21 protein-coding genes are annotated in these 26,940 nt (G+C 67.5%); 13 read left to right on the top strand and 8 right to left on the bottom strand.

The window, feature by feature from the left end; translation table 11 throughout:
* Positions 1–20: 20 nt before the first annotated feature.
* Together ACWCPN_RS16180 and ACWCPN_RS16185 are read right to left on the bottom strand one after the other, a co-directional pair.
* Entirely contained in the window at positions 21–794 is a 774-nt protein-coding gene (locus tag ACWCPN_RS16180; RefSeq protein WP_451206232.1) for a hypothetical protein, read from the bottom strand.
* Positions 755–1,477 carry a 5'-methylthioadenosine/S-adenosylhomocysteine nucleosidase family protein gene (locus tag ACWCPN_RS16185; protein ID WP_451206234.1) on the bottom strand — a complete coding sequence of 241 codons (723 nt, stop codon included), beginning with the start codon at positions 1,475–1,477 and terminating at the stop codon, positions 755–757. Before ACWCPN_RS16185 ends, ACWCPN_RS16180 begins: the two co-directional genes overlap by 40 nt.
* Positions 1,478–2,289: 812 nt before the next feature.
* Here ACWCPN_RS16185 and ACWCPN_RS16190 point away from each other — a divergent pair.
* From ACWCPN_RS16190 to ACWCPN_RS16200, 3 genes are all read left to right on the top strand, one after another.
* Positions 2,290–2,454 carry a hypothetical protein gene (locus ACWCPN_RS16190; protein ID WP_167444140.1) on the top strand — a complete coding sequence of 55 codons (165 nt, stop codon included), beginning with the start codon at positions 2,290–2,292 and terminating at the stop codon, positions 2,452–2,454.
* 340 nt (positions 2,455–2,794) lie between these two features.
* A complete protein-coding gene (locus tag ACWCPN_RS16195) occupies positions 2,795–3,976 on the top strand; it encodes a hypothetical protein (protein WP_245236951.1) in 1,182 nt (393 codons plus the stop codon).
* Between the two features lie 747 nt (positions 3,977–4,723).
* A complete protein-coding gene (locus tag ACWCPN_RS16200; RefSeq protein ID WP_451206237.1) occupies positions 4,724–5,209 on the top strand; it encodes a hypothetical protein in 486 nt (161 codons plus the stop codon).
* A gap of 352 nt (positions 5,210–5,561) precedes the next feature.
* Here ACWCPN_RS16200 and ACWCPN_RS16205 read toward each other — a convergent pair whose 3' ends face one another.
* Both ACWCPN_RS16205 and ACWCPN_RS16210 read right to left on the bottom strand, forming a co-directional pair.
* Positions 5,562–6,038, bottom strand: coding sequence for a hypothetical protein (locus ACWCPN_RS16205; protein ID WP_451206239.1), 477 nt, complete (start codon positions 6,036–6,038; stop codon positions 5,562–5,564).
* Positions 5,999–6,871 (bottom strand): hypothetical protein, encoded by an 873-nt coding sequence (locus ACWCPN_RS16210; protein WP_451206242.1) that lies wholly within the window; start codon positions 6,869–6,871, stop codon positions 5,999–6,001. The genes ACWCPN_RS16205 and ACWCPN_RS16210 overlap by 40 nt, the downstream gene beginning before the upstream one ends.
* A 228-nt stretch (positions 6,872–7,099) precedes the next feature.
* Here ACWCPN_RS16210 and ACWCPN_RS16215 point away from each other — a divergent pair, with 228 nt between their 5' ends.
* The 3 genes from ACWCPN_RS16215 (at position 7,100) to ACWCPN_RS16225 (ending at position 13,452) form a co-directional block, all read left to right on the top strand.
* The gene (locus ACWCPN_RS16215; RefSeq protein WP_451206245.1) at positions 7,100–8,200 is read left to right on the top strand and encodes a hypothetical protein; all 1,101 of its coding nucleotides are present in this window, start codon (positions 7,100–7,102) and stop codon (positions 8,198–8,200) included.
* Positions 8,201–8,627: 427 nt separating this feature from the next.
* The gene (locus tag ACWCPN_RS16220) at positions 8,628–12,056 is read left to right on the top strand and encodes an AAA domain-containing protein (RefSeq protein WP_451206247.1); all 3,429 of its coding nucleotides are present in this window, start codon (positions 8,628–8,630) and stop codon (positions 12,054–12,056) included.
* The gene (locus ACWCPN_RS16225) at positions 12,043–13,452 is read left to right on the top strand and encodes a phospholipase D-like domain-containing protein (protein ID WP_451206250.1); all 1,410 of its coding nucleotides are present in this window, start codon (positions 12,043–12,045) and stop codon (positions 13,450–13,452) included. The genes ACWCPN_RS16220 and ACWCPN_RS16225 overlap by 14 nt, the downstream gene beginning before the upstream one ends.
* A 62-nt stretch (positions 13,453–13,514) precedes the next feature.
* Here the strand turns inward: ACWCPN_RS16225 and ACWCPN_RS16230 are convergent, their stop codons facing one another.
* Together ACWCPN_RS16230 and ACWCPN_RS16235 are read right to left on the bottom strand one after the other, a co-directional pair.
* A complete protein-coding gene (locus ACWCPN_RS16230) occupies positions 13,515–14,054 on the bottom strand; it encodes a GNAT family N-acetyltransferase (RefSeq protein WP_033308375.1) in 540 nt (179 codons plus the stop codon).
* Positions 14,051–15,334 (bottom strand): XRE family transcriptional regulator, encoded by a 1,284-nt coding sequence (locus ACWCPN_RS16235; protein ID WP_451206253.1) that lies wholly within the window; start codon positions 15,332–15,334, stop codon positions 14,051–14,053. The genes ACWCPN_RS16230 and ACWCPN_RS16235 overlap by 4 nt, the downstream gene beginning before the upstream one ends.
* 241 nt (positions 15,335–15,575) lie before the next feature.
* Here ACWCPN_RS16235 and ACWCPN_RS16240 point away from each other — a divergent pair, with 241 nt between their 5' ends.
* The 7 genes from ACWCPN_RS16240 to ACWCPN_RS16270 all read left to right on the top strand — a co-directional run bounded on the left by ACWCPN_RS16240 (position 15,576) and on the right by ACWCPN_RS16270 (position 24,573).
* Entirely contained in the window at positions 15,576–16,022 is a 447-nt protein-coding gene (locus ACWCPN_RS16240; protein WP_451206255.1) for an ATP-binding protein, read from the top strand.
* Between the two features lie 226 nt (positions 16,023–16,248).
* Positions 16,249–16,437 (top strand): hypothetical protein, encoded by a 189-nt coding sequence (locus ACWCPN_RS16245; RefSeq protein WP_033308377.1) that lies wholly within the window; start codon positions 16,249–16,251, stop codon positions 16,435–16,437.
* 188 nt (positions 16,438–16,625) lie between these two features.
* Positions 16,626–16,805 carry an FxLD family lanthipeptide gene (locus ACWCPN_RS16250; RefSeq protein ID WP_016825826.1) on the top strand — a complete coding sequence of 60 codons (180 nt, stop codon included), beginning with the start codon at positions 16,626–16,628 and terminating at the stop codon, positions 16,803–16,805.
* Positions 16,806–16,962: 157 nt separating this feature from the next.
* The gene (locus ACWCPN_RS16255) at positions 16,963–19,977 is read left to right on the top strand and encodes a lantibiotic dehydratase (RefSeq protein WP_451206644.1); all 3,015 of its coding nucleotides are present in this window, start codon (positions 16,963–16,965) and stop codon (positions 19,975–19,977) included.
* A complete protein-coding gene (locus ACWCPN_RS16260; protein ID WP_451206258.1) occupies positions 19,974–21,248 on the top strand; it encodes a lanthionine synthetase C family protein in 1,275 nt (424 codons plus the stop codon). Before ACWCPN_RS16255 ends, ACWCPN_RS16260 begins: the two co-directional genes overlap by 4 nt.
* Positions 21,249–21,269: 21 nt before the next feature.
* Complete coding sequence (gene fxlM / locus ACWCPN_RS16265; protein ID WP_451206261.1) at positions 21,270–23,351, top strand: methyltransferase, FxLD system; 2,082 nt, start codon at positions 21,270–21,272, stop codon at positions 23,349–23,351.
* An 88-nt stretch (positions 23,352–23,439) separates the two neighbouring features.
* Positions 23,440–24,573: a hypothetical protein gene (locus tag ACWCPN_RS16270; protein ID WP_451206263.1), complete on the top strand. Its 1,134-nt coding sequence runs from the start codon at positions 23,440–23,442 to the stop codon at positions 24,571–24,573.
* Between the two features lie 7 nt (positions 24,574–24,580).
* On the opposite strand, the gene ACWCPN_RS16275 is transcribed toward ACWCPN_RS16270, so the two are convergent.
* Both ACWCPN_RS16275 and ACWCPN_RS16280 read right to left on the bottom strand, forming a co-directional pair.
* Complete coding sequence (locus tag ACWCPN_RS16275; protein WP_451206266.1) at positions 24,581–26,287, bottom strand: relaxase/mobilization nuclease domain-containing protein; 1,707 nt, start codon at positions 26,285–26,287, stop codon at positions 24,581–24,583.
* Complete coding sequence (locus tag ACWCPN_RS16280) at positions 26,284–26,931, bottom strand: MobC family plasmid mobilization relaxosome protein (protein ID WP_451206269.1); 648 nt, start codon at positions 26,929–26,931, stop codon at positions 26,284–26,286. The genes ACWCPN_RS16275 and ACWCPN_RS16280 overlap by 4 nt, the downstream gene beginning before the upstream one ends.
* Positions 26,932–26,940: the final 9 nt, after the last annotated feature.

Here is a 26,940-nt window from a genome sequence, read left to right on the forward strand (position 1 = left end):
CAGGGCCTTTTCAAAGGACCCTAGCGGCCCGAAGCACGGAAGGCGTAGAGCAGGCGGGCAGCCAGTTCCTCGGCCAGGTCGCTGCCACGGCTGGCAACCGCCGCCGCAGTGACAGCTTCTTCGGGTTGCACGCGGACAGGACTATCCGACATACGCATCCCGCTGGACCGGTGGGGATCGACTTCGCTCAGACGTTCGACCGTGACCATCATGGTCTTTTCGATACCGGCCGCCGGTGCATACGACGGAGCGACCTGTCCAGCGACAGCTTCCAGCACCTCCAGCAGAGTCGTGATCCGTTCGCGAACATCGTCCTCGTCGAGTACGTACGTGATGCCTGGTTTGGGAAGCGAGTCCCAGGCACTCCTCTGCCCGGATCGAGTGATCGCCAGTCCAGCCGAGCGCCCCCGAGGATTGGCAACGGCGACCACCGTCATCTCAGCGGTGTTGTGGACGTCGACCTCCTCAGCGTTCGTAAACAGCCCCTTCGAACGGCCCAGGTTTACCATTTTCCCGGCCAGCTCCCGCATGCGCGTCGCGGTGATCCTGCTTGTCACCGGAATGGGCACCAAGTGGATCTCCAGCAGGGAAGGACCATTGGTGTAGCCACTCGACGGCACGAGGTCCCTGTACCAAGCCACGCTGGCCGGTTGATCGAGGGGCTGCCAGATCAGCTCGTCTGTGGGCTGTCCGGAAGAAGGCGCCTTCGGCAGGGATGCTGCGTTCGCGGGTTTGAACTGGGTGATCACTTCCGTCAGGAAGAGAGCCGCGTGCTGTGCTGCGGTTTCCTGCATGCCGGCATCGTCGGCGCTCCGCTTGGTTCCGTTCGCCAAATCACTGATCCCCCGGACCAGAAGGAAGGGGACCCCCGCCTTGGTCGCGGCTTGGCGAAACCAGCACCTTCCATCTCCACAGCTACGGCGTCGTTGAAGTTGCGGTCCAAGTGGACTCGGGACGGCGACTCGGCCGGAGCGTCCAGCACGAGGTCGCCCGCCGCGATGGGTTTGAAGTGCACCTTGGTCGTGGCTCGTTCCGCCTCCGACAGGGCTCCCCGCCATTCATCCACGCTGTGGACGTACATGGCCACCTGCTGGAGCGGATGGGAAGTTTCCCAGCTGCGCGGGCGCCCCTTGAACCCTTCCGGACTCTCCTTGCCCCCGTGGTACGCGTACACCTCAAGGGCAACCACCACGTCGCCTGGGGAAACGTCGGACTTGAGCGATCCCGCGATTCCGACGAAGAAGACGGCTTGAGGGCGCACGAAATTGATGGCCCGCTCGGTGATCACCGCCGCAGAGTCATTCCCCGGCCCGGTGGCAGCCAGATACACCGTCCAGGACGTGCCCGGGAGCCGACCTCGCTCGAACACCGTTCCTGCTTGATCGACTCTCTCCAGCCCCTCCAACAGCCGACGCACCGCCTTGTACTCCAGCGGCAGTGCAGTCAGTACAACGAGCGTTTCCCCAGTTGCGTCCATGACCGCCCCCTTGCCGCCACCGCTGTGTGCGTCTCGCGCTCATACCGTACGTAGATCCAGTGAGCCTCACGGAACGGGGTGGTCACCGGCGTGTCGGCGGCCACGCCGATCCCCGACCAGCTGTTGCGCAGGCGCCGACGGGCGGGCATCCCGAACTTCCGCTCACGCAGAACCCCGAAAACGCCACAGCGCCCGACCCGACCGAAGCCGACCCGAGCGCTGCGTAGCAGGTCAGAAGGGGTTTCCCCTCCCCGCATCCGTAGGCCCTGTGGGACTCGAACCCACAACCAATGGATTAAAAGTCCTGGCCAAAGCTTGCTGGGTGGTTCCGGACGGTTCTTCGGTGTCCGGAACCACCAGGTCAGAGCGCATGCGCCGTAAGCGGCGATCCACCTACCGATGGGTCGTGCCACACCGTCCGCTCACGCATCGCTCACGCAGGGCACCCCGCATGAACTGCATGGAACACTCTGGGCGGGCCACGCTTGCGGATCCATCCAAGATCGAAAAAAGTGGGCTCGACCCTACAGACGCCAGCCCGTTCGACGGGCAGCCTGGGTGTATCGGCTCAGCCACGTTCCCGTGGCGCAGATCTTCAAGATCAGCAAAGGCATCAACCCTGATGCTGACCCGCGCCCTCACGGCGGCAAGTGTTGTACGTGGTGCCTCAAAGTGGCTCGGCTCGTTGAGTTCAGCCGCGTGTCCGTCCAATCGTGCGGGTGAAGCCGAGGGTGATCACGAAATGTACCCAGCGGGGTACAGACTTCGCGGTGTGAGACGGAGAGGCTGGTGCCCGAGGTGGGGAGCAGCCGATGAGCGGGCTCGCGGTGGAATTCGAAGTAGCTACTGCCATTTGTGCTGCGCGGGTTCTCATTCGCCAACTTCGAGGGCTGTTGATGGACATCGGTAACGCAATCCGCGCCTGGCGCTCCGTGCGCGACGCCTTGCGGGACGATCAGGAGGAAGACCAGGGCTGACCTCTGCCCTCGCACCGCCTGGGCGGTGACAGGCGGGCGAACGGCGCCAGTCCCAGGGCGCTCAGCAGCCGAGACCGCTGTCACCGCCGAGCTGAATCTCTGCGGCCGGCCTGGTGACGAAAGGGCGCGGCGTTCCGTTTCGGAACAGCCGCAGGTGCTGGTCAGTTCTGAACGGGCACTGCTGATCATTTGCTCCGCGTCTCCGTCGGCAGCGAGTGACGGCGCACGATCATCAAGGGCGTGCGGACGACGGCGACAGCTCGGACTCAACCCAAGCGTCGCCGGGACGCTGCAGAAAACCCGTGGGAGCAGCGCACGGAGCAATCTATGATCGTTCGTCATGGGCGTGTACATAAGCCGACATCGGACAGATGCGACACCGAAGCGAGCATCGGAGTCGGATGCCGAATTCTTCGAACGGATCGCCGGTCCGTTCTGGGACCAGGTTCGAGATGTGATCAACGAGTGGTGGTCACACCTGCCCCCCGATGCTCAGCCCGGCCTGCGCAGTCGGCTACGCGATCGCAATTCCGACGCGAACGTCTTCTCCGCGCTGTGGGAGCTGTACGTGCACGAGATGCTGCGCGGATCCGGTTGCACCGTGGAGATCGAGCAGCAAATAGGCACAGGGGGAAAGTATCCAGACTTCCTGGTCACCCGTGGCGACCAGCAATTCGTTGTCGAGGCGATCTGGACGGCCGAGAATCTGGACGCAACCGGGAGCCGCTCGCTCCCGCCTCAGGTGGTGGACGTGATTGACCGCGTTCCGAGCCCAAACTTCTACGTGGCGTACAAGGTTGACAGCGTTGGCTCGACCACACCGCAGCAACGGCGGTTGAAGAACGAGTTGACACGATGGCTGGCAAGCTTGGACCCCGACCAGGTCACTGCCGAGTATGAGCAGAAGGTGCCGCTACCCAGGCATACCTGGCAGGAGGCAGGTTGGCGCCTCAGCTTCGAGGCGATCCCCCGCAGCCCCGGCAGGCGAGGCGATCCGACGAGCAGGACAATCGGCTTCCATCCCTCGGTGTGGGTCGCCGATGACTCAGATCGGGTACTCAAAGCCGTGAGAAAGAAGGGCAGGAAGTACGGCGAATTGGGGCTGCCATTCATCGTGGCGGTTGGCAATTCAGCGGTCTTTCCCGAGGATGAGGACACCGAAAGCGCGTTGTACGGGACCTCGGTCGAGTACGCCCACCACACCGGATCGACCTTCGGTCGCAATGCCGACGGCTACTGGACTGCTGCGCAAGATCAGACCCATAGCCGGGTCAGCGGCGTACTGACCGTCGACAATCCGGCACCTTGGACATGGGCGAAGAAGGCCCCAGTCCTATGGCAAAGCCCCGCACCTGACTCGCTCCCGGCCCCCGTTCTCCCGACCTGGGAAACAGTACAATTGGTTGATATTCACGTCGAACGTCAGTCAGCGGCTCGCCCCATCCACACGTCTCTTGGTCTGTCTGAGGACTGGCCGATCGGAGATGCTTTCCCCCGGCGTCGGCCAAGCGCCGAAAGCTGAGAGCTCGACGCAAACGGGCGGATGCCCCACGTATGTAGAGTGCCCGGGGACCAGAGCAGGTCCCCTCGTCATACCGAGCAAGGGTGTCTTCACAGCCCAGTAACCGGCTGCCCTGTGGGCGCCCGGGCGATCTGCCAGACGGCAGCATGCTCCTGCACTTTACGTGGGATCGCGGACTTGTCGGCCGGCTACTGCTCACCGTCGTAGGTGCCGACCGCATCTATACCAAGACAGGGGCCACCGTTCCCAATGCGTCGCTACAGGTCGCATCTCCTCCTGTATGCCCTACCTCGCACCCCCCAACTGCCCCACTGCAAAGTTCTGTTGTGCGCCCTCAGCAGGCTGACCTCGCTGCTCGGCGCGACCCAGGCACTGTTCGGCTCGTAAACTTCGCTGTCCACTACTACGGCACCAACTCCTCGTGCATCATGGCCTCTTGTGGATGAGGGAATCGTCGCACTGATAGCGGCAGGTTGCGGGCTTCTCGGCTCGATACTGGGAGCTGCTTTCACGGCATGGGCCACCAAGGCCGGAGCAGACAAGAGTGCTGATGCTGTGCGTGGACAGGCACACGACCAGGCTGCGAACGAACACGCCCATTGGCTACGGCAACAACGTCTTTCCGCCTGCGAGGGATTCCTCGACGCTTGGGACGAGTGCACCCGCAGGCGAAAGGAGCTGGCCCGTCCAGCAGAGGAGGGCCAACATAGGTCCCATCGTACAGAACTGCATCAAGCTGCCACTCGCATGCTGGAACGTGCGCGTCGCGTATCTATTCTTGGCCCTGAAGAAGTCGCTCAAGCCTCTCAGGCGATCTCTGATGCAACAATGGAGAATATCGAGAGAGAAGAAAAGTTCGGCCAATACATCGAGGCAGCTATCGCACGCCTACGGGAGCAGGAAAGACATATCCGCGAACTCTCGCCAGATCTCAAATTTGAGCAGCTGAATCAGGTACTCGCCCACGCTGGCGACCTAGAGAGCTTGCAGGAACTCTATTCCATAGAGGATCTGGAGCGGATTCTGGAAAATGCGGAGCACTCCATGGGAGAGGGGGAAGAGTGGCTCAGCAGGATGACCGCATTCGGGGAACTAGGGGACGAAATAAACAACGAAGGAGCGCGCTTCCTGGAGGACTTTAAACACAACATTCAGGTGACCGAAGAGAATAGGGCGGTATTCGTTCGCACCGTGCGGAACTCAATCGCAAGTCCGCCGATGCCTAACGACTGATCAGCCTCGTTCTGCCGCAGGAGATGAGCGCATACCCATCTCCCTCAACTCGTCGAAGACCACGCGGGAGTCACCCGTGGTCTGTACACGGACACCAGGAACTGGCTCCTGCAGCCCAACGCGCGGCAGCTCGGCGAGGTCGCCGCCACCACGGTCTCCGACCACTGCGGAACACCGGTGTTGTCGAGTTCTCCATGTACGGCGCCGCCGGCAACCTCGCGCTGCACGAGCGCGGCGACTTCCCCGGTCATCAACACGCGCGAACGCATCAGGCACCATCACGACCGTTAGCGGGACTTCGTGATCATCGAGCACCGCATCCTTGCCATCAGCTAAACGGTGAAGACCGCGCTCAGGAAGCTTCGGCGGGCTGGGGATTCCAGAGCTCGGTGTATCGCTCCACTTCCTCGGAGCTCAGTTCATTGTCGCCCTCGGTGCGCAGCAAGGTGGTGTCCCATGGCCGGCTGCCATCGGTGCGCGGGGTAAGCAGCACGCCGAGGGTGGAGCTCTGTTCGGCCAGGCCGGTCTGCTGGTGGAGTTGGTGGTGGCGCAGCAGTACGTACGACTGGAAGGCGGCTTCCACCTCGGGACCGAAGCGCGTGGCACATCCGAAGATGAGCTGGCGGGTGCCGGACGGGTCGATGGAACGGCGCCAGCGCCACTTGGATTCGTCAGCGGGCACCTCACGCACGTCGGCCAGCATGTCCAGCAGCAGTTGTCCCCACTCAGCGCGCGCTCCGACCGGCAGCTTGTCCAGGTCGGAGAGGAGGAGCTGCCGGTTGGGCTCACTCATCTGTGAGCGGATGGCGCTGGTGGCGACGTCCTCCATGATGATTCGCATAACCCGGTGAGCATGATCTGACCCCACCGGAGCCTGCGGGAGCAAGGGGGTGGAGAAGTGGCTCCCGCCGAGTCCGGCGACATCTGGGTTGAGGGGGCCGGGGGGGGTGCCTCGGCGTCGGCCGCGGCGAACTCGTAGTACCGCACGGGCTCTTCGCCCAGGGCTACAGGAGGCTCGACGGCGGCGCGGAAGAGGTAGTCGAGGACAGCGGTGGTAGAGCGCAGCTGGTCGAAGAGGAAGTCCCAGTCCCTCCGTGTCAGGGCGATCGTGGGGATACCGATCGGCTCCAGCGAGCAGATCGTGCCCTCGGGTACTTGCTCGTGATCCAGCAGGAACACCCCGATCCACTCGTAGGCATTGCCGTCGACAGACAGCGTGCGATCGCGGCCGTTGGCCATGTCAGCGGGCAGCATCCGCAACTGACGCACGGTGCCCTTGGCCTGACGTACAGCCTTGGTCGCCACCTTCTGGATCCAGGCCACCTCGCTGTCCGCGTCCTTGGGCTGGATCGTGCGCGCCTTGACCTGGATCACCGCGCCACGCCCTCCGGCGAGCAACAGCCTGTCGCCGAGCTCGCGTCGACCGGAGCCCTTGCTGGCGTAGGCGGACTGGAAGACGAAATCGGGCAGACCCCAGGTGGCGGCAGCGGTGTGTGCCGCCACCTCGGCACCCGGGCCATGCTCCACGCCGGACGGCAGCGGTAGCGCTGGACGTATGCGCCGCACGTACTGCCCGTTCGCGGTTTCCACAATGAGCGTGAACGCGTCGGGGTCGTCGTCCTGGATGAACCGCCACAGCGCGGGAGAAGCCTGATCAGTCACGCCCTCTATTAGACGCAACGCACGGCCGCCGACACCTACCCTTTTCTCGTAGTACGTGTCACTCGGCAGCTTTCCGGCCCGGCATGAAGATGAGGGCCGCCCTGCAGGGCGGTCGTGCGGGCGTCCCAGGCACGCCGAGCAAGGCCGGTGCCCACGGACCCGAAACACGATATGCCCCAGCTGGCGGCACCTCTATCCTGGTCCGTTGCCCACCTGGAGATAGACGCCATGACCGCCCTGACAGACCCGCTCACCGAGGAGCAACGGCTCCTCCTCGACATCGTGTGGACGACGTTCGTCGAACACGAGCGCTTCCCGAACTTTTTCCACGTCGCTTACCGCATGCGAAAGCACGGCCACGACGCCGCGAAGGTCCTCTACAGCTTCCCCGTGATTGGCCACGATCAGGTCTCAAGCGGCTACCGGGCCGTCGGGTGGTGGGGGCACGGCTTCACCCCGCAGTCCGACGGGCCGGTGTACCTGACCATGGCGGGGCTCTACCACCTGCAGCATGATCAGATGGCCCGCGATCTTGCCCGTGGCCTGCTGGCGTATATGCAGCAGATGACCCGGGAGCAGGACAGGATCCTCGACAGCCCCTTCGACCTGCCCGATATCGACGTGAACCTCGGCGAAGTCCTGAAGGAGATCGACGGCACCAGTCCCCTGCTGGAGCGCATGGCGCAGATCGCCGACCGAGAGTGGCCGGGCATGCGCTTCAACAAGACATCCCTCACGGGCCGAATCGGCGCGCTGCCATCCGCCGACTGCGACACCCTCGACCGCTACCTCGCCGATATCGCCGCCCACCTGTCGCCGCCTGCGCCGCCGGAGGCGCTGTCCTTCACCGAGCCGCGCTCCTTGTTGCGCGCGCTGAACTTCCTCGACGTCACCTACGAGCTGGTCTTCGGCGAAGCCCTGGTTGTCCCGCCGCCCATGGACCGATCCAGCCTCCTCGCCTTGGACGTCGACGACGAAGCGGCCTACAACTCCGGGCTGGTCGTCCTGACCGACATCCTGCGCGACTTCAAAGTGCCCGGCCGCAGTCCAGGCTCGGGCCTGCTGCGACTAGAGGAACATCTCGCCGACGCGCTACCCGCGCTCGACCGCAACGCGGTCCACCAAGCCGTGCAGCTCCTGGACCAGATCCGTGTCATCCGCAACTCCGCCGTCCACCCCAAGCCGCGGCCGGAACTCGCCGCCGCCCACCACGCGCTTGGGCTGGGCTTCCCGGTCCGCGACTTCACCGCTGCCTGGGACAGCGTCCGCGCGCACGCTGAGCGGGCCGTGAGCAACCTGCAGGAGGCAATCCAGTCCGCTAGGCCCTAAGGCCAGTCGCCGCGGAGGGTGTTTCTATCTGTTCGGTCAAAGTCTGTGGGCTTGGTCAGGAGAAAAAAGGTAGCCAGAAGGGGCATGATCTTGATGGGTGGTTCCGGACGCTTCTTCGGTGTCCGGAACCACCTCGTCAGGTCAGGTTCGATGTGACCTTCGATCCGATCCCTCGCCGCCGCCGCTGCATCGTCCGCTCACGCATCACTCAAGCACCCAACGCGTTCTACCGTGGTCGAGGGGCCGACTCCGATCACGCCTCGCTGCTTGGGTCAAGGGGGGCGTCCTCTCGCAGAGCCACTCCGAAGGGACCATTACTCGCCAAGTCCGTATCGCCCTGGGCAAACTGCTGATCCGATGGGAAAGCCGCTGGCAAGATGGCCGCTTGGGTGGACTGCGCGGCAGTCGGGGGAGCAAGGAGCAGTGGGTGGGGACGACGATTAACGGCCGGTTTCTGTTGCTCCCTCAGGAGGCCCGCCCGGGAGGGTTGTCCGAGGTCCGCAAGGCCGTGGACATCAAGAGCGCTGGCGGTGACCACGTCGCCGTGAAGCTGCTCAAGCAGCGGGAGGACGACGCGATCACCCGGATCTTCCTGGAGCGGGAGACCTCGGCGCTCAAGGCACTGAACCATCCCCATATCGTGCGGATGCTCGACTCTGGCTGGGATCAAGGGCTGGAGCGGTACTTCATCGCCCTGGAGTGGATTGACCGCAGCCTCAAGGACGAGATGGCAGATGGCCGTCCCCTTGACTGGCCGGCCTACTTCACACGCATAGGCGGACCGTTGGCTTCCGCCCTCGCGTATGCCCACGAGAAGGAGATCGAGCACCGTGATCTGAAACCGGGAAATGTCCTGCTGACCGGCGACGGCACGGTCAAGCTCGCCGACTTCGGGATCGCCAAGATCTTGTCCAAGGCCGCAGCCGTGACCGACGAGACGGTCGCGGACTTCCGATCCGCTCTGTACTCGCCGCCCGAGCAGAGCGAGGCAGTCCCGTACGTCCGTGACGTGTACGCCTACGCGGTCCTGGCCATTCAGGTCCTCTCCCGCAGCCAGGCACGTGACTACCACGATCTGGCGACGGTACTCGACGGTCTGGAACTCGACACCGAGATCCGCAACGTCCTCAGAACCTGCATCGACCTCGACCCGAAGAAGCGGCCAGCCAACGCTATCGTCCTCGAACACCGGCTCCTGGAGGCCGAACGGGTCTGCGAAAACCGTGATGCTCGCCAACGCAACGCGCTCTGGCTGAAGATGACCCGTCGCGCGGCCGAAAGCTTGAGCACCACCCCGGCCGGAGAAGAGATCGACTGGGATGCGGTGAAGAACACGGTGCTCGCGGACATCTCCGGCACGGTTCATGTCGACTACGGCTACAACGCGCAGAGCGACGAAGTCGACACCGGCACGGTGCGGGTGTTCGGCCAGAGTCTGTTCCTGCGCCTGGTCAACGACGAGGATCAAAGCGACCGATGCGTCATCGTTTCGGCCGAGGAACGAGCAGAGGAATGGATGGCCAAGCGCCGTGCGTCCGCCCTCAAACTCGGCCCCATCCTCACCTGGACGTTCAACGATCCGGGCGAGGACCCGGCGTACGACGGCCTCAACCTGCTGCTGGACAGCCTCAACGAAGAACTTGACGCACGCGAGACACAGGCCAAGGAGGGTAAGCGCCAGCAGCTCGGCGACCTGTTCGACGGCTGGCGCCGCGTCCTGGAAGCCCGTGAGGAAGCGGCGGCCAACGGGCGGCAGCCGATCCAGTACGAACGGCTGGAAGGCGGCGGCCGCACCCGAGTCTTCCATCTCGCCGCGCCCGACACTAGCGCCGAAATCGGTGAAGAGTGGTCCGTCGCGGAGTACCCCTACAGTCGGCCCATCGACCGTGGCGAGATCACCAACCGCACTGACGACACCGTCGTCCTGCGAATGACGCGTCCCCAGGCCGTCCTGCCCGCCCGGGGGGTACTGCTCCCCTTCCTCGGACCCAGCCAGAACGCGATCAACCGGCAGCGCGACGCACTTACCGCGGTCGCCGCCGGCCAGACCGCAAATCTCGACCTGCGGCAGATCATCGATAACCCCGGAGTCCTTGAGGTCGGCCCGCCCACCGAAGTCACCACCTGGGTCCGCGCCGACCTCGACCAGAGCAAACGGGACGTCGTCGCCCACGCCCTGGGCACCCAGGACCTACTGCTCGTCGAGGGACCACCCGGCACTGGCAAGACGACCGTGATCGCTGAGATCGTCGAGCAGACCCTCAGCCGGCATCCCACCGCCCGCATCCTCATCGTCAGCCAGACCCACATCGCCATCGACAATGCCCTCAAGCGCCTTGAAGACGCAGGCATCACCGAACTCGTCCGCCTCGGCCGCGTCGACGATCCACGCGTCGCTGAAAGCGCACAGCCGCTGCTGCTCGACCGGCAAGTCAAGAAGTGGACCCAGGGTGTCCGGACGCGCGCAGAACGGCATCTGGAGAGCGTGGCCGCCAACAGCGGCCAGCAGCCCAGCCACCTCAAAGCGGCCCTGGTGCTGGAAGAACTCGCCGCCGTGGCCGCCGACCTCGCCCATGTGACGGCCCGCCTCGACGAGCTGGCGAACCAGCCTGTGCCTGAGCGCACCACCTCCGCCAGAGAGCTCGGCGAGGAAGTCGTCACCACCCGAGCCCGTCGAGAACAGCTCCTCGAACAGCGGGCAGAGCTGTTCGCCGAAGTGCAGACCATGCTCGACGGCGAACTCACCCTCCGCGAGGAAATGAGCGCCGCAGACGCCCGCGACGTGGTCGAGGCGCTCCTCGGCCCGGCCGGGACCGGCAGGGAACTGATGCACCTGCTGCGCCTCCAGGGCGAATGGCTGCAGCGAATCGGCACCGACCAGAACCTGATCGCGGGCTTCCTGCGCACCCGGCGCGTCATCGGCGGCACCGCGCTCGGCTTCCTCGGCCACCCGGCGGCCCGGGATCTCGAATTCGACCTGTGCATCTTCGACGAGGCGTCCAAGGCGACCGCGACCGAGGCGTTGGTGCCAATGGCCAGGGCCAAGCGATGGGTGCTGGTCGGCGACACCAACCAGCTGCCTCCCATCGATGAGGATCTGCTGCGCGATGAAAAGATCATGGCCGATCACCAGCTCATCCCCGAGCTGGTGAAGACCACCCTGTTCCAGTACTTCGCCAACTCCACCAAGGCACCCGTCAAGCACCTGCTGCGCGAGCAGTACCGGATGACCCCGGCGATCGGCAACATGATCAGCAGCTGCTTCTACGACAACAAGCTAATCTCGCCCAACGACCATGTCCTTCCCGGCTACAGCACGGTCAACAAACCCGTCCTGTGGCTGGACACCAGCGCTCTGCCGAACCGCCGCGAGGACGAGCAGTCCGCCGCACAAACCAGCGTTTCAAACCGCCTTGAGGGCCAACTCGCGATGCGACGCCTGGAAGTCATCGACCGGGCCATCGACAAGGGGGTGATCAAGACTCCCGACGGCAAGCGCCTCGACGTCCTGCTGATCGCCCCCTACGGCCGCCAGGTCGAAGAACTCACCAAACGCCTAGCCTCCCTGAGACTCAAGCACATCGCTCCAGAAGTGCTCTCCGTCGACGCGGTACAGGGTCGAGAATGCGATCTCGTCGTGTTCTCCGTGACCCGAAGCAACATCAGCGGTCGCTTCGGATTCCTTGGCCAGCCCTACTGGCGCCGCATCAACGTCGCTCTCTCCCGCGCCCGCTACGGCTTGATCATCGTTGGCGACGCTGGCTTTTGCCGCAGCAAGCCCGGCGCCCTGCGCGACGTCCTCGACTACATGAGCGGCCACCCGGAAGACTGCGAGATCCGCAATGCCTACCTCTAGCCCCACCTTCGGCGACGACAGCCTCCTGGCCCTCCGCTTCCACAACACCCGTCCCGGACTCGAACTCATCCAGATCGCCGACGCCGCACTGCCTGTCGCCCGGATCACCGCCGAGGTCCTCGCCCAGGACAGCAAGGACCTCCCGCTTATGGAGGAATTCGTACTGCGGCTGGTCGACCACAACGTGAGCAACACGCGTGGTATCGCCGGCCTACTCGGCCTGCCCGAAAACATGGTCGACCGGACCGTCGCCGTGCTGTTCGGCTCAGACGACCTCAAATGGGCCCGCCCCACCCCCGCAGACGCAGGCCGGGCTCCCGGCCTGCGGCTCACAGACAAGGGCCACCTCACTGCCCAGAAGGCCGCCGCCGTAGCGCCCGTGCGGGTCAACCAGCCGCTCGTCTACGACCAAATGCTGTGGAAGGTAGCCCCCTACGACCGCCGCACCACCATCCCGCGCGGGCAGGCCGAGGAAAACGGCATGATCATGCTGCCCGCCGCAAGGTCCGGGCCCGTCAACGACGGAGACATCACCGCAGCGGAAATCACCGCTCTGCTCCGCGAGAACGGCAACAACAAACGCGAAGTCCTCCAGGTCAAAGGCATCTCCCAGGCCCCGGCCCGCCGTGTCCTGCCGGTCAAGCTCCTGGTGTATGCCGACGCAGACCGTACCGACGTCGAAGTCGGCATCGTCGTCGACGGCGAACTCAGTCAGGCCCACGAACTCGCTCTCATCGGCCACGGTGGTGCCAAGGCCCTCGGCATCTCTGTCGCGCCGCCCCCCGAACGCCCTCTTCTCGACCCCGACCTCGAAAAGGCCCGCGTACCGCTGCAAGAGGTCACCCAGCACCGTGCAGAACAGGCCGCATTCCAGCTCGGCGCTCACGCCCCCATGCCCGGTCCGCCGGCAGTTCAGCAGCCACAGGCAGACGAGATCCGAGCCATCGGAGTCTTCGAGCATCCGGACGTCCTCGACGACGCACTCACCAACGCCCGCCGCCGACTCTTGATCATCTCCCCGTGGATCAAGAACGCGATCATCACCACCGACTTCCTTAGCAAACTCGAACGCCGGGTCAAACAAGGCGTCAAAGTGGACATTGCCTACGGCTACGAGGAAAACGACACCAAAACCGACCCTGCCTCCGTCCGGAGACTCACCAACCTCGCCGACCGCTACCGCGACAAACTCAGCTTCACGCGTCTGAAGAGCACCCATGCCAAGGTCCTCGTCTACGACGACGTTTGGGTGACCACGTCCTTCAACTGGCTCTCTTTCAAAGGTGATCCCGAACGCACCTACCGCATGGAGGAAGGAAGCCTCGTCCGCAACCGCCAGATCGCCGACACCCAGTACGCCCGCTACCTTGAGCTGATCGCCGACCAGCGCCGATAACTGTCAGCGGTGGTGCCTCCCGCATGCCGCTGCACCTTTGCACCGGGTCTTGTGAGCGTCGGTCAGCCGCTGGCTCGGATCATTACGGTGAGGACCGGTGAGGCCGGTGACGGCTGGCTCTGTCCGATGTCCTGGTACCCCCACAACTTGTAGAGCGCGTGGACCTTTCCGTCGCCAGCGGCCGGGTTGACCATGAGCGTGACGTACGGCTCGTCGCGTGTGGCGAGGAGGGCGTCATGGATACGCCGGGCAGTACCGGTCTTCCGCCAGGTCGGTCGGACGCCGATCTCCTTCAGGGCCACGGCCGGACGCTCGGTGTACATCTCCGCCGGCGTCGGGCTGGTGCGCTGCCAGTAGCGGTCGCCGTGCTCGATGGTGTTGCCGTAGGCGTAGCCGACCGGGTGCCCGTCCGCGTACGCGAGGACGGCCGTGAACCCCGGCTCGGTGCCGTGCCGGTCCAGGCGTTCGCCGAACGCGGTGACCGCGTAATTCGGCAGGTGGAGGAGCGGGGCGCGCACGTCGGCGTACACGTCGAGGAGGTCGCCGCGGGCTGTGTCGAGGGTGGTGAAGGTGCGCAGTTCGATGGCGGGCGCCGTGGTCATGCGGCCATCCTCCAGGTGGCGGTGTGCTCGGTCCAGGTCTGCACGGTGGAGCTGGCCGGCGCGGTGGCGCGCAGTGCGGCCCCGAACTCCTGCAGCATGCGCGTGACCCGGGCGTGCTGGGTGGCAGCCTCAGCGGGGACATTCATCGCGGTGGCCGTGGCGGCTTCGGGGGCGCCCTGGGCGAGCTGGGCGTGGGCGAGCCGGGTGGTGGTGATGGCCCGGGACCGGATCATGTGGGGCCGGAGGGCGGACAGGCAGCGGTGGGCGTGGTACTCGGCGGTCGAGTAGTCACCGAGAGCCAAGTGCGCGGAGAGGGCCAGGGAGTCCAGTTCGGCCTGGTCGTAGAAGGCGAGCATCCACACCGGGCGGTAGTCGGTGGGGTCGGCGCGCACCATGGCGTCCTGGGCCTGTTCGAAGGCACGGCGGGTGCCGGTGCGGTCCTGGGCTGCGCCGTGGATGGCGCCCTGGCGGGCCAGGCCGAGGGAGGCGAACAGGGGGTCACGGCGGGTGAGGTGCAGGTTGCGGGCGACGTCGTTGGCGGCGAACGCGTCCGCCGGTCGGCCCATGTGGCGGTACATGGTGCCGGCGTGGCTCCAGATGCGGAACTTGATGGCCTGGTCGCCGGACATCTCGGCGAGGGCCTGGGCCTCGCGCATGTGTGCCTTGGCGACGTCGTAGCGCCGGCCGTCGATGGCGGCCCACATCGCCGAGGAGCGGAAGGCGGCCGCTGAGGCGTAGAGGTTGCTTCGTACGCGCTGGGTGGCGCTGCCTGCGTTCTGGAGGTTGAGCGCCTCGTCGGCGAGGGCTGCGGCCCGCTGTTCGATGCCGAGCTGTCCGCCGTGGCGGTGGTCGCTGGCGATGATCTCGGCGAAGCGCTTGTTGAGGCGGTTGACGTCGCTCATGCCGATCCGGCGCGGCGATGCTGTACCGGGTGCGGCTGCTGCTGCGGCTACCGCCGCGATGCTGCCGACGAGGGTGCGGCGCTTCATGTCGGGGTCCTCCTGCTGTGGTGGGGCCGGGGTGGACGAAGGCCGGCTCCGTGGCACGAACCCTAAGGCGATGGCGGGTAGTCCGGTGACGTCCTCAAGTGCCTTGCGGGCGGCTGCCTTTGGCCAGGTGACCCGGCCCGATTTCCATGCCCGGACCGATGAGCCGTCGAGTCCTCCAGGGCGCCCGACCAACCGTTCAATGGCCCTGTTCACGGCCTCGGCGAGGTTGTTGGAGCTGTAGCCGTGTTCGGTCATCCACGCCTCAAGAACGGTGTTGCGGGTGGTGTCCATGCGGGCACGGTAGCCCTCGCTATCCCCGCCCGCCAGGTAAAGGGGAAGTCAAAACACCCTAGGTGAGTCCGTCGACTAAGTACCTGAACGTCCTAACCAGCTTGCTGGAAAAAAGCGTTGTCTGGGTGCTGGTCGCCCGCCACGCCCCACCGTGCGGGCGGCTGTTGACGGCCCGGTCCGCCCCTGAGGTTCCCTCGCGAGGGTGGGTCGGGCACCGAGACGACACGAAGGCTCCACCCCAATGACGAGTCTGAGAACACCAGTTGAGGCCCTCTCCACCGGCCACCCCACGTACAGCCAGACCTTCCCGTGCAAGCCGTCCACAGCCGAGCTCGGCCGCGAACTCGTCCGAGACATCCTCGGCGTGTGGCACCTCGACGGTCTCGCCGACCGTGCCGCGCTGATCATCACGGAACTCATCGCGAACGCCTCCAAGCACACGCCGTGTCCCGAGATTCGCCTCACGGTTGGACGGCCAAGCGCGACTCGACTGCGTGTCGGGGTCGTGGACCGGGAACCGTCGCGTCTTCCCATACTCAGCCAGGCGGCTGACGACGACGAGTCGGGGCGCGGGCTGCTCCTCGTCGATGCTGTCGCCGACCGCTGGGGCTACGACCTGCACGGCTCGGACAGACGCCCTTGGGGCAAAGAGGTCTGGGCGGAACTCCGTACCGAGGGCAGCAAGTGAGCATCCCGGCCACGGCATCCTCGCCCCTTCCGGATCTGGCCCGACTCCAGCCCGCCAGCAGATGGCCATGGACTGTGCCCTCTGCACCCGGCCACTGGGAGCGAGCGGTCGATGACTGGGCGAGATACGCCACCGGGGCCTGCCGTTCCAGCTCTGGGCCTGCGCTCCCAACTGCCAGGCCGCCAGATCGACTATCTCGACCAGTTGAGAAGGGGGACGTTCTTCCATGGAGTGGCCGTGGATCACCGGTGACTGCTGGCTCGGCTGCGGGCGTACCGGCGTCCTGGTGATCTGGCTCGGTCCGGTGCAGTGGGACGGGCAGCACGCTCCCTTCTACGCGTGCGAGTCGTGTCTCGATCGTCTCAAGGCCCAGGCGCTCGCCTACTTCATGGAGCGGCGACCGGCATCTGCTTGATCAGAATCCCGGCACATGACTTCCCGGCGTGAGGCAGGCACCCCGCGAGGACTTCTACGCGGACTACGTCCCCTCCTGCCGGGCAGCTAGGGGCCGTCCGGTGAGCAGCCCTCTGGCAACGCTCCCGCGGCGGCACCTGGTGGGCGCTCCAGCCCAGTAACACCACAACGATTACGAGGAGTTGAAGCATGACTCGCAGCACCGTAGTTCCCAGCCGCACCGAAGTACGCCCGCAGATCCCTGGGGCATCGGACGGCTTCGACCTGGACGTCTCCCTCGTCGAGATCGCCGACCCGGCGGGCCTGGTGAACCTGACCGACGACAACTGCGGGTCCACCTGCGGCGCCTGCACCACCAACGTCGCCTGACCCGGTCCCGAGATCACCCCGGTCTGGTGCCGCCGCGTCTCCGCGCGGCGGCACCAGCCGCCGTCCCCCTCACCTACGGAGGTACTTGGTGATTGCTCCGACTGCAGCGTTCCGCACCGGTTCCACCGCTCTGGTGCGCGCCGTGGCCCGGCCCTCGTTGCCGTTCCCTCCGTGCCCTGACCTCGATGACCGCTCACCCAGCGGTTCGTCTGCCCGTTTAGCGTGGCTACGCACGGTATGGGCGGACAGCGACGTCGCCGAGGCACTCCACCACTCCAGCCCGGCCCTGGCCACGCAGGTACGGGCCCTGTGTACGGCCGAACGCCCCGCCCTCCGTGACGTGCAGCGCACAGCGCTGTCCGTGGCCCGCTACCTGCTGCGGGCCCAGCACCGGGCGACGCCCTTCGGCCTGTTCGCCGGCGTGGCCACCGCGGAGTTCGGCCCGCAGGCACGGGCCGACTGGGGCGAGGAACACGTGGCCGTCGGTCGCGCGGGGGCGGAGTGGCTAGCTGCCGTCGTCGAGCGGTTGGAGTTGTGTCCGGACCTGCTCGAACGGCTACCCGTCGTCGTCAACAACACCGTGACGTACCGGGGAGACCGGCTCGTCGTGCCGTTTCAGCCCGACGTCCACGACGACCGGACACGTGCGGTCGAGGCGTCTCTGGCCTTGACCGGACCGGTGCGCGCGGTCCTTGCCGCGGCCCGGCTGCCGATCCGGTTCGGAACCCTGGTGGACAAGCTCCAGGCGGAGTTCCCCGAGGCCGGTCCCGAGAAGGCACGTCAACTGCTGGCGGAGTTGGTCCAGCAGCGGGTGCTGATCACGGGCCTGCACGCTCCGAGCACCGAGACCGATGCCCTCAGGTATCTGGTGGGCCAACTCGACGCAGTCGACGCTGGAAGCCTCGCCCCGGTCGCGGAGACCGTACGCGAACTCCACGCGGTCCGGGCGGGCCTGAAGGAATGTGCCACGCATGGCGGCCGGAACAGCGTCGCGGCGCGGATGCGAGACCTCGTCCCCGGCCTGCGTCGCCACTCCGTCGCGCTCGACCTCCGCCTGGACGCACAGATCGTTCTGTCGCAAGCGGTCGCCCGAGAGATCGAGCGCGCCGCTCTCATCCTGACCCACTTGAGCAGCCGCCCGTACGGGACCGCCGCCTGGAACGAGTACCACCAGCGGTTCTACGAGCGGTACGGCATCGGCACGATGGTGCCGCTCGCGGAGGTCGTCGCGGACAGCGGCACCAGCTATCCCGACGGCTACCCAGGCGCTCCGGCCAGCCCACGCAGGCCCCGCGTCTCCGCTCGGGATGACGTCCTCGTACGGCTGGCCCAGGCGGCCGCACTCGACGGCCGTGACGAAGTGATCCTCACGGACGACCAGATCAAGGCCCTGGAAGTGGGCCCCGACGAGCCTCGGCTGCCGCCGCACTTGGAGATCGGGGTGCGGGTACACGCGGCCAGCCTGGAGGAGTTGCAGCGCGGGCGGTTCCGGCTGGAGGTCATGAGCGTGTCCCGAGGCGCCGGCGTCTCCACGGGCCGGTTCCTCAGCGTGCTGGCCCTCGCGGACCGGGAGGCACTGGTCGCAGAGCTTGCCGACCTCCCGGCCGCAGACGGGAACACCGTGCCCGCGCAGCTGTCTTTCCCGCCCCTGCTCCCGGAGAGCGCCCACGTCACCCGCTCCCCACAGGTTCTCCCCACCGTGATCAGTCTTCAGGAGCACCGCGCCCCGCAGGACACCGTCCTGTCCCCGGAGGACTTGGCTGTGGGGTGCGACGGCCGCCGCATGTACCTCGCTGTCCCCGAGCGAGGCCACCGTGTTGAGACCGTCGGGATGCACGCGCTGAACCTGCGCACCCACACCCCGCCGCTGGTGCGGTTCCTCACCGAACTGTCCCGCGCCCAGTGCGCGCAGGTCACCGTCTTCGACTGGGGCGCCGCAGCTGCGATGCCGTTCCTTCCACGTCTGCGGTACGGCCGGACCGTACTGGCCCCGGCGCGCTGGCGGCTGGAAGCGTCCGAACTGCCCGGCCATGCCCGCCCTCGGGCCGAGTGGGACACCGCGCTCAGCGACTGGCGTGCCCGGCGGAGGCTGCCGCACCGCGTCCATCTCGTTGAGGACGACCGACGCCTCTTCCTCGACCTCGACGAGGCCGGCCACCGTGCGCTCCTGCGCAGGCACCTCGACCATTCGCGCCTGGCCGTGCTCGTCGAGGCCCCGGAACCGGAGGCGTACGGCTGGTGCGGTGGGCGAGCCCACGAGGTCGTGGTACCCCTCAAAGCAACCAGGCCGTCGGCATGGCCGCCACTGCCAGCCCCCACCCGGGCTCGTGCCCTGTCGGTGACCCAGATGCAGACACCTGCCGCTTCCCCGGTTCTTCTGGCCGCCCTGTACGGTGACCCCCGCCGCCAAGACGTCTTACTCTCCCGGTACTTGCCCGGCCTACTCGAACAACTCGGCAACCCGCCATGGTGGTTCATCCGCTTCCGCGACCCGGACCAACACCTCCGCGTACGCATCGCCCTCCCCGCCCTGGAAGCCTTCGCCGACACGGCCCGAACGGTGAGCGCCTGGGCCGACGAGCTACGAAGCATCGGCCTGCTGGCCGACCTGCGCTATCCCACCTCCTACCGGGAGATGGGCCGCTGGGGCTCCGGCACCGCATGGGAGGCGGCCGAGGAGGTGTTCCGGGCGGACTCGCGCGCCGTCCTGGCCCAACTCGCGCAGCCACGGCGTCCGGGCCAGCGCACGCTGGTGGTGGCCCACACGGTCGCCATCGCCTCCGCTTTCCTGGGCACCACCGAGGCTGGGATGCAGTGGCTGATCGACCATGTCTCGCCGATCGCACCCGTGCCCGTTCCGCGCCCGCAGTTCACCGAGGCCGTACGGCTCGCCGACCCGAGCGACGACTGGTCGGCCTTGCGCAGGGTCCCGGGCGGAGACGCCATCGTGTCCGGATGGACTGACCGGGATACGGCGCTTGCCGCGTACCGGCCGCACCTTCCCGGCCCGGACACCCAGGGCATCGCCCTCGACGACGTTCTGACCTCCCTGTTGCACGTCCACTTCGTGCGCCACGTCGCCGTGAACTTCCTGGAGGAAGAAGTGTGCCTCTACCTGGCGCGCGCCGCCGCCCTGGCCTGGACGGCTCGCACTCGGGGGAGAACCTCGTGAACGCCCACCCTGCGCTCGGTCTGGTCGACACCATCGCCGCCCAGCTCGCCGACCCCGAGACCATGCCATGCGGCTCTAGGACGCTGTCCTTGGATCGGCAGCATCTTGCCTACGGGCCGCCCGGCATCGCGCTCCTGCACATTGAGTTGGCCGCGAACGGCCTCGGCCCGTGGCACCGCGCCCACGACTGGCTCACCGCCGCCTCCCGGCAGCCGCTCACCAGCGGCCCGGACAGCCACCCGTTCTACGGAGTGCCTGCCTTCGCCCACGCCCTGTCCTGTGCCGCCGACCACCTTCCCGGCTCCTACCACCGCGCCCTCGACGCGATGGACGCCCAGATCACGGTCGACGTCGGACGCCGTCTCGACGCGGCCCACCGCCGCATCGACGCCAGACGCCTGCCGCAGCTCGCCGAGTTCGACGCCATCCGGGGTCTCACCGGATACGGCGCCTACCTACTGCGCCGAAGCCCCGGCAGCTCCACGACGCGCGCCGTTCTCGACTACTGCGTGCGCCTCACCGAACCGATCACCCACCACGGCGAGACCCTTCCGGGCTGGTGGGCGGAGACCGGGCCCTCGGGCAGCCCGGACGACCGATTCCCCGGCGGGCACGCCAACACCGGTATGGCGCACGGCATCGGCGGCGTCCTCGCACTCCTAGCCCTTGCCGCTCGGGACGGCTCCGTCACCGATGGGCACCACGCAGCACTGCACACCATCCTGGCATGGCTGGACCGCTGGAAGGAGGAGGTCGACGGCGGACCGGTCTGGCCGTACTGGGTCACTCAGGGCGAGCTGCGAAGCTGGCATCTCGCCCCGTCCGCACCCCGGCGGCCATCCTGGTGCTACGGCACCGCCGGCCTCGCCCGCGCCGAGCAACTTGCCGCGCTTGCCCTCGGCGACACCCGCCGCCAGATTGCCGCGGAGAAAGCACTCGTGGCCGCCCTTACCGCCCCCGAGCAGCTGAAGGCCACGACGGACAACGGCCTCTGCCACGGGTTCGCCGGCCTCGCCCACGTCGCCACGCGTACGGCCGACGACGCCCACCCCTCGACCGCGGAGAAACTCCGCGCCGCGATCCCGGCCCTCCTGGCTGCGGTCATGCCACCGGGCACCGACCCCGAACTCACGGCCACGGCGCTCATCCAGGACGAGGAAGGCGGCCCCGGCTTCCTCGACGGCGCCGCCGGCATAGCCCTGGCCCTCCTCGCGTCCAGCACCGCCGCACCACCCCGGTCCGCCTGGGACGCATGCCTCCTCATCGCTTGATCCACCGACCGAAGGACCTCAATGCCTCCCGACCGCTGGCAGCAGCACAACATCGCCTTCGCCGACCGCGAGATTGCCCGACGCACCATCGCCGAACGCCTTGGCCCCGCCCTGATCGAGGCCGAGGCCGACGGCCAGCTGACCGGCTGGTGGTTCATGAACAAACAGCCCTGGCCGCTGCGTTACCTCGCGGACAAGCCCTCAGCAGCCATCGAGTCGCTCCTGAGCGATCTCATCGGCGACGGCGTGGCCGTGTCGTGCCTGCCCTGCGTCTACGAGCCCGAGACCGACACCTTCGGCGGCCCGGAGGCCATGGACACAGCCCACGAACTGTTCCACAGCGACTCCCGCCACCTGCTCACCTACCAGCCGAGCCCGATGCACCTGGGACGCCGGGAATCCGCCGTCCTGCTGGCGAGCGTCATGATGCGCGGTGCCGGACTCGACTGGTTCGAACAGGGCGACGTATGGGCGAAGGTCGCGACCCTTCGACCAGCCACCGCTCCACAACCGTCCGAACGAGCCGCCGAACTGGCTCCGGCCATGCGCAAGCTCATGACCGCAGACGCCCACAGCCTCTGCCGCCCTGGTGGCCCACTCCACGCGCACGAGGAATGGGTGACCGCCTTCGAACGGGCCGGCGCCACGCTCGCCGACCTCGCAGGCCGCGGCGCCCTCACCCGCGGCCTGCGAGCCGTCATCGCCCACCACGTGATCTTCCACGCCAACCGCGCCGGTCTCCTCCGGTACGACCAGAGCGCCCTGTCCCACATCGCACGAGAGGTAGTCATGGGAACGAGTGACCACACCGAGTCGCCCACCGAGGCAACGGTCGACATCGATAGCGTCAGCGCGATGAACACCGACGCGATCACCACCCCGAGGGCGGACGCCGAGCGCCTCCGCAACGCCCTGGTCGACCAGCTTCGGGCGGACGGACCCGCCCGCACGCCCGCCGTCGAGACCGCGTTGCGGACCGTTCCCCGCCACGTGTTCGTGCCCGACGCGTCACTCGAAGACGCCTACGCCAACGCACCGGTGCACATCAAGTACGACACCGACGGCACATCCATCTCCTGCGCCTCCCAGCCGGGCGTCGTCGCCCTCATGCTGGACCAGCTCGAAGCCCAGCCCGGCGAGCGCATCCTCGAACTCGGCGCAGGCACCGGCTACAACGCCGGTCTGCTCGCCCACCTGGTTGGCGAGAGCGGACACGTGACCACCCTCGACGTCGACGACGACCTCGTGGAGGGCGCCCGTGCGCACCTCGCCGCCGCCGGGATCACCAACGTCGAGGCCGTGACCCGCGACGGAGCACTCGGCTACGCCGAAGCAGCGCCGTACGACCGGATCATCGCCACTGTGGGCGCGCACGGCGTGCCGCACGCCTGGCTGCAGCAGCTCGCTCCCGGCGGTCGGCTCCTCGTCCCCCAGCGCCTGAAGGGCACGGTGTCCCGCTCCATCGCCTACGAGCAGCGCGACGGCCGGTGGGTCTCCCTCGGCAGCGAGATGAACACCTTCATGCCCCTTCGGCGGGGCATCGCCGATGACGACCGCCGAGTCATCCCGCTCAGCACGGACGGCACCGTACGACTCCAGGCCCCCGCCGGGCTCAGCATCGACGCCGATGCCCTCGCAGGTGTACTCGCCCAGCCGCGCACCGAGGAGTGGACCGGCATGACGGTCCGCGCCATGGAGTCGCCGGAGTGGATGGAACTGTTCGTCACCTGCTCCCTCCCCTCTGGTCTGATCCGGATGCTGTTCCCCCAGAGCGCCAAGGGCACGCTGCTCACCGAGGACCCCTACCCCTCGTCAACTGCGGTCGTTGACAAGGGTGCCGTTACCTACCTCGCCCGGCGCGTGTCCAATCAGAAGACCCCCGAGGGCGACAGGCTCTGGGAGTTCGGCGTCATCGGCCACGGCCCCGGCAGCGACGAGCTGGCCGCGAAGGTCGCCGACACCATCCGTACCTGGGACAGGGAGTACCGAGGTCGTGAGGCCACGTTCGAGATCCAGCCCCTCGACACCCCCGCCATCGAGCAGCGCCCCGGTCTCTTTGCCCTCGACACACCGCTGAACCGCATCGTCGTCGACTGGCGATGACGCCCCACGCGTAGCGGACGGTGCCCGTCGGCGTACAGCTGGCGGACACCGGCGCCTCATCAGTCCTCGCTCTCGACCTGGGGGATCCATGGACCCATACGGCCCCATAGCCCAGCGTTTCCCGCTCGTCGCCCGCTTCCGCCCCGCCTGCCTGCCCCTGCCTGAACGCGTACGCGCACTCGTCGACCTGGCCGACAACGCGGTGAAAAGGACCGACCAGGGGCTCGCCTCGGCCGTCTACAACCAGGCCGCGCTCATCGCCTCCGACCTCGACCTCCCCGAGCTCGCCCGCGAGATGTGCCACCAGCACGCCGCCGCCTACCTGTACGCCTGCCCCCTGCCCGGCATGAGCGCAATCCGCGGACTGGAACCGGTCGTCAACCTCGCTCGCCTCCAGATCCGCGCCGGCCACCCCGACGAGGGCCGTCAGCGACTCCTCAACCTGTACAAGGCCATCGAGACGGGCACAGCCGCCCGGTTCGAAGGCGTCAACGTACCTGCGAACCTCACTGCGACCGGCGAAGACCGCCAGGAGGTTCGCGCGTGGCTGTGGCGCGTCCTCCTCGCGGACGGCACGCGCACCCTCACCGCCGAGGGGCGATGGCCCGAGGCGCTGGCGCACATCGGAGCCCACCACGGCATCGGAAAGCGAATGCTCGACGGCCGACAGGTCGCCGTACTCGCCGCCCTCGTTGCGGGTGACACCGCGCGGGCCGCTGCCCTCCTTGCCGACACGATGCCCGGCGACCCGTGGGAACAAGCCGTCACGGCATGTCTGACCGTTCTATGCCGCCGCGACGCCGGGCAGCCGACCGACGGCCACCTGGCGGATCTGGTGACGGCCTACCTCGGACGGAAGGCCGAACCCGGGATGACCGTCTTCGACACCCGGCTCGGACTTACGGTCCTCGACGCATTCGGTTCCGCCGATGCGCTCGCCGCGCATCGCATCGTCGAGGGCCTCCATCGCAGGACGACGGACACCGAAGACGGCTATGCGGCCCGCGAGACCCTGGCTCACCCTCTGTTCACCGAGATCGCCACGGACCGGCAAATGCAGGACTGTCGCGTGCTGGTGCGCGCCTGCGCCCTCGGCTCAGGGACCCTTCCGAACGAGCTGCGAGGAAAACTGACGGCGGCTCTGCGCACCAGCGACCGCGTGATCCGGGAAAGCCTCGCACGTCCCTCAGATCCCGGAGGGACGCAGCCCCTGCGGCTCTGACGTCGTTTTACCGCCGCCGCCCTCGCGGTGCTTGCGGAACAACCGGGGCAGCCGTTGCCGTCGTCGGCAATGGCGCAGCGGACCGTTGTGTTGCGCTCCGGGCCTGCGCTGCCAGGGCTCGTGCAGTGGGCGCCGGCCTTGCGCTGAGGCGTTCGATTCGCCACGCCAGGGTCCTTGCGGGGGATCGGGCGTCCTCCAGGGTCCGCTGGTCGACAGCCTGCTGGAGAAGCTGCTCCGGGTTGTGGCCTGCTGCCTCGGCTTCGGCGAGGGCAGTGGTCAGGGCACCGAAGGCGGGATCTTCGGTGATCTGCTCGACGTGATCGGGCACGACTTGGTGCAGGTGGAGGATGTGCCTGTCCGCCGCCTGCTGAGGCGGTCGGCGCTGAGCGAGGGCGGCCAGTGGTGCGGCGGCTGCCTGGTCGTAGGCCGCCTGGAGGTGCAGCAGGGTCTGCTGGGCGGCGGCAACCTGCTGGTCGTGGTGGCGGAGCTGGTGCCAGCGAGCGGCGGCGATGACGACGAGGATCGCGGCGTCGAGGAACATCGCCAGGGCGGCGCCGTCCCTGGGTACCGGATCGCGGAGCATCGCCCGCACGGCACCACGCAGGGCGCGGGCGTGCTGGTGTTCGGCCTGGATGCGGGAGCGTGTGGCGCGCTCGAACGCCGTTGCCGCCTCTCGGAGCTGAGGCCGAAGAGCCTGGGGCGCGAGGAGAGGAAGGGCGTCGAGGGCTTCACCGAAGGCGGCGAGGTGGGCCTGGGAGGCTTCGTCGTCGGTCCGGTCGAGGTGGCGCGGGATGCGTTCTGCGGAAGCAGTGGCCTGGTGCCACGTGTTCGGCCTGCGCCGACCCGGCTGGGCGCCTGCCTGCGGTTCGGTGTTCCCCAGGCGTTCTCGGATCTTGGGGAAGGACAGGTCGGGGGCGAGTTCGGAGCCGGAGTACCAGACGGGCCTGTTGTCGGCGGTGGTGGTGTCTTCGGCAGCGACCTTGTAGCCGCGGACGTCGCCGGAGGGGAAGTGCACGATCTCGACGAGTACGCCGTCGATGTGGCTGAGCAGGTGGACGAACTCCTCCATAGTGGAAGCAGCGGCCACAGCGGTGCGCACGGTGGTACGCAGGCGCTCGCGAGCGGGCATTCGCTGGCCGGTACGGCGGGCCTTCTCCTGCTCGGCGCGGGTGGTCCGCTTGGCGGCGGTGCGGTCGCCGCGGGCGACGCGGAAGAGGCCGTATTCCTTCTCGATGGCGGCGAGTTCGCGGTCGGCGGTGAGGTAGTCGTTCCAGTGGCGTGCGGCGTGCAGATCTGCGCGGACCTTGGTGGCGGCGATGTGGATGTGGTCGGGGGCGTGGCGGACGGCGACCCAGCGGCAGCCGTCCGGATCACCGGCGGGCGCGATGCCGGTGGCCTCGACGACCCGGCGGGCGATGGCGGCCCACTCCTCGTCGCTGAGGTGGCGGTCGCTCTCGGCGGCCCGGATCGAGCAGTGCCACGTGTGCCGCTCCGGGGCACGGCCGAGCCGCCGGGCCTGCTTGACGTGCAGGTCGAGGTCGGCCACGAGGAGCCTCCTGGCCGCGTCAGGGTCCTCAGCGCGGCCGGGGTCGGGGGCGAAGCCGTCCCAGGAGGCGACCAGATGCGGGTCGGTGTGGTCCTTGGCCTTCTTCGTGTCGAACAGGTACCGGATCAGGCCCGCGGTCTCCTTGCCACCGCTGATCTTCGCGATCACCGGGCCGCCCGCTTGGCGACGGCCTGGTTCGCGGCGGCCGCGATGTGGCGGACGGCCGTGCCAACCGCGTCCAGGGTGCGCTCGGTCTGGGCCAGGACAGCGGTGTCCCCAGGGTGCGGGGGGCCGCCGGAGTTGAGCTTCTTGGTGATCTGGTTGAGGTTGCGGCCGATCCTGGCGACCTCGCTGCGCAGGGCGGTGAGCTCGTCGATGTAGTCGTCGAGCTCGGTGCGCTGGCCGGGCAGGGCGAGGTCGCCGTGGACGTGGGCCATGACGACGGCTCCAACGTAGTGGGCGCCGGCGATGTTCAGCGAGCGGGCCATGCGCTGGATGTCGACCTTCTCCTCGACGCTGTAGCGGGCGTCGACTCGCTCCTTGCGTTGGCCGTTCGGATCGGGCTTGCGGCGTCGGGCGACGCGGTGCAGCGCGGCGGCCTCGGCGGCACGCGGCAGCGCGACGGCGGCGGTGTCGACGGGCTGTTCCTGCTCGGGCACCCCCTGGTGCCCGAGTGCCTCCGCCACCCCCGGGGCGGAGGCGTCCCCGCTGCGGCCGTCCCTGGACGGTCCAGCGGGATACCTTGCTCCCGCCGAGGTGGGGGTGGTCATCTCTGTTGGAGCGACCGGCAGTTCGTGGTGCGAGTCGTGCATTGATCGGTC

This window comes from Streptomyces sp. NPDC002386, from assembly GCF_053593175.1.

Excerpts from the sequence above, each read along its gene's own strand:
- ACWCPN_RS16180 (WP_451206232.1), bottom strand. The coding sequence starts at position 794 with ATGCAGGAAACCGCAGCACAGCACGCGGCTCTCTTCCTGACGGAAGTG.
- ACWCPN_RS16185 (WP_451206234.1), bottom strand. The coding sequence starts at position 1,477 with ATGGACGCAACTGGGGAAACGCTCGTTGTACTGACTGCACTGCCGCTG.
- ACWCPN_RS16190 (WP_167444140.1), top strand. The coding sequence starts at position 2,290 with ATGAGCGGGCTCGCGGTGGAATTCGAAGTAGCTACTGCCATTTGTGCT.
- ACWCPN_RS16195 (WP_245236951.1), top strand. The coding sequence starts at position 2,795 with ATGGGCGTGTACATAAGCCGACATCGGACAGATGCGACACCGAAGCGA.
- ACWCPN_RS16200 (WP_451206237.1), top strand. The coding sequence starts at position 4,724 with ATGCTGGAACGTGCGCGTCGCGTATCTATTCTTGGCCCTGAAGAAGTC.
- ACWCPN_RS16205 (WP_451206239.1), bottom strand. The coding sequence starts at position 6,038 with ATGGAGGACGTCGCCACCAGCGCCATCCGCTCACAGATGAGTGAGCCC.
- ACWCPN_RS16215 (WP_451206245.1), top strand. The coding sequence starts at position 7,100 with ATGACCGCCCTGACAGACCCGCTCACCGAGGAGCAACGGCTCCTCCTC.
- ACWCPN_RS16225 (WP_451206250.1), top strand. The coding sequence starts at position 12,043 with ATGCCTACCTCTAGCCCCACCTTCGGCGACGACAGCCTCCTGGCCCTC.
- ACWCPN_RS16230 (WP_033308375.1), bottom strand. The coding sequence starts at position 14,054 with ATGACCACGGCGCCCGCCATCGAACTGCGCACCTTCACCACCCTCGAC.
- ACWCPN_RS16235 (WP_451206253.1), bottom strand. The coding sequence starts at position 15,334 with ATGGACACCACCCGCAACACCGTTCTTGAGGCGTGGATGACCGAACAC.
- ACWCPN_RS16240 (WP_451206255.1), top strand. The coding sequence starts at position 15,576 with ATGACGAGTCTGAGAACACCAGTTGAGGCCCTCTCCACCGGCCACCCC.
- ACWCPN_RS16245 (WP_033308377.1), top strand. The coding sequence starts at position 16,249 with ATGGAGTGGCCGTGGATCACCGGTGACTGCTGGCTCGGCTGCGGGCGT.
- ACWCPN_RS16250 (WP_016825826.1), top strand. The coding sequence starts at position 16,626 with ATGACTCGCAGCACCGTAGTTCCCAGCCGCACCGAAGTACGCCCGCAG.
- fxlM (WP_451206261.1), top strand. The coding sequence starts at position 21,270 with ATGCCTCCCGACCGCTGGCAGCAGCACAACATCGCCTTCGCCGACCGC.
- ACWCPN_RS16270 (WP_451206263.1), top strand. The coding sequence starts at position 23,440 with ATGGACCCATACGGCCCCATAGCCCAGCGTTTCCCGCTCGTCGCCCGC.
- ACWCPN_RS16280 (WP_451206269.1), bottom strand. The coding sequence starts at position 26,931 with ATGCACGACTCGCACCACGAACTGCCGGTCGCTCCAACAGAGATGACC.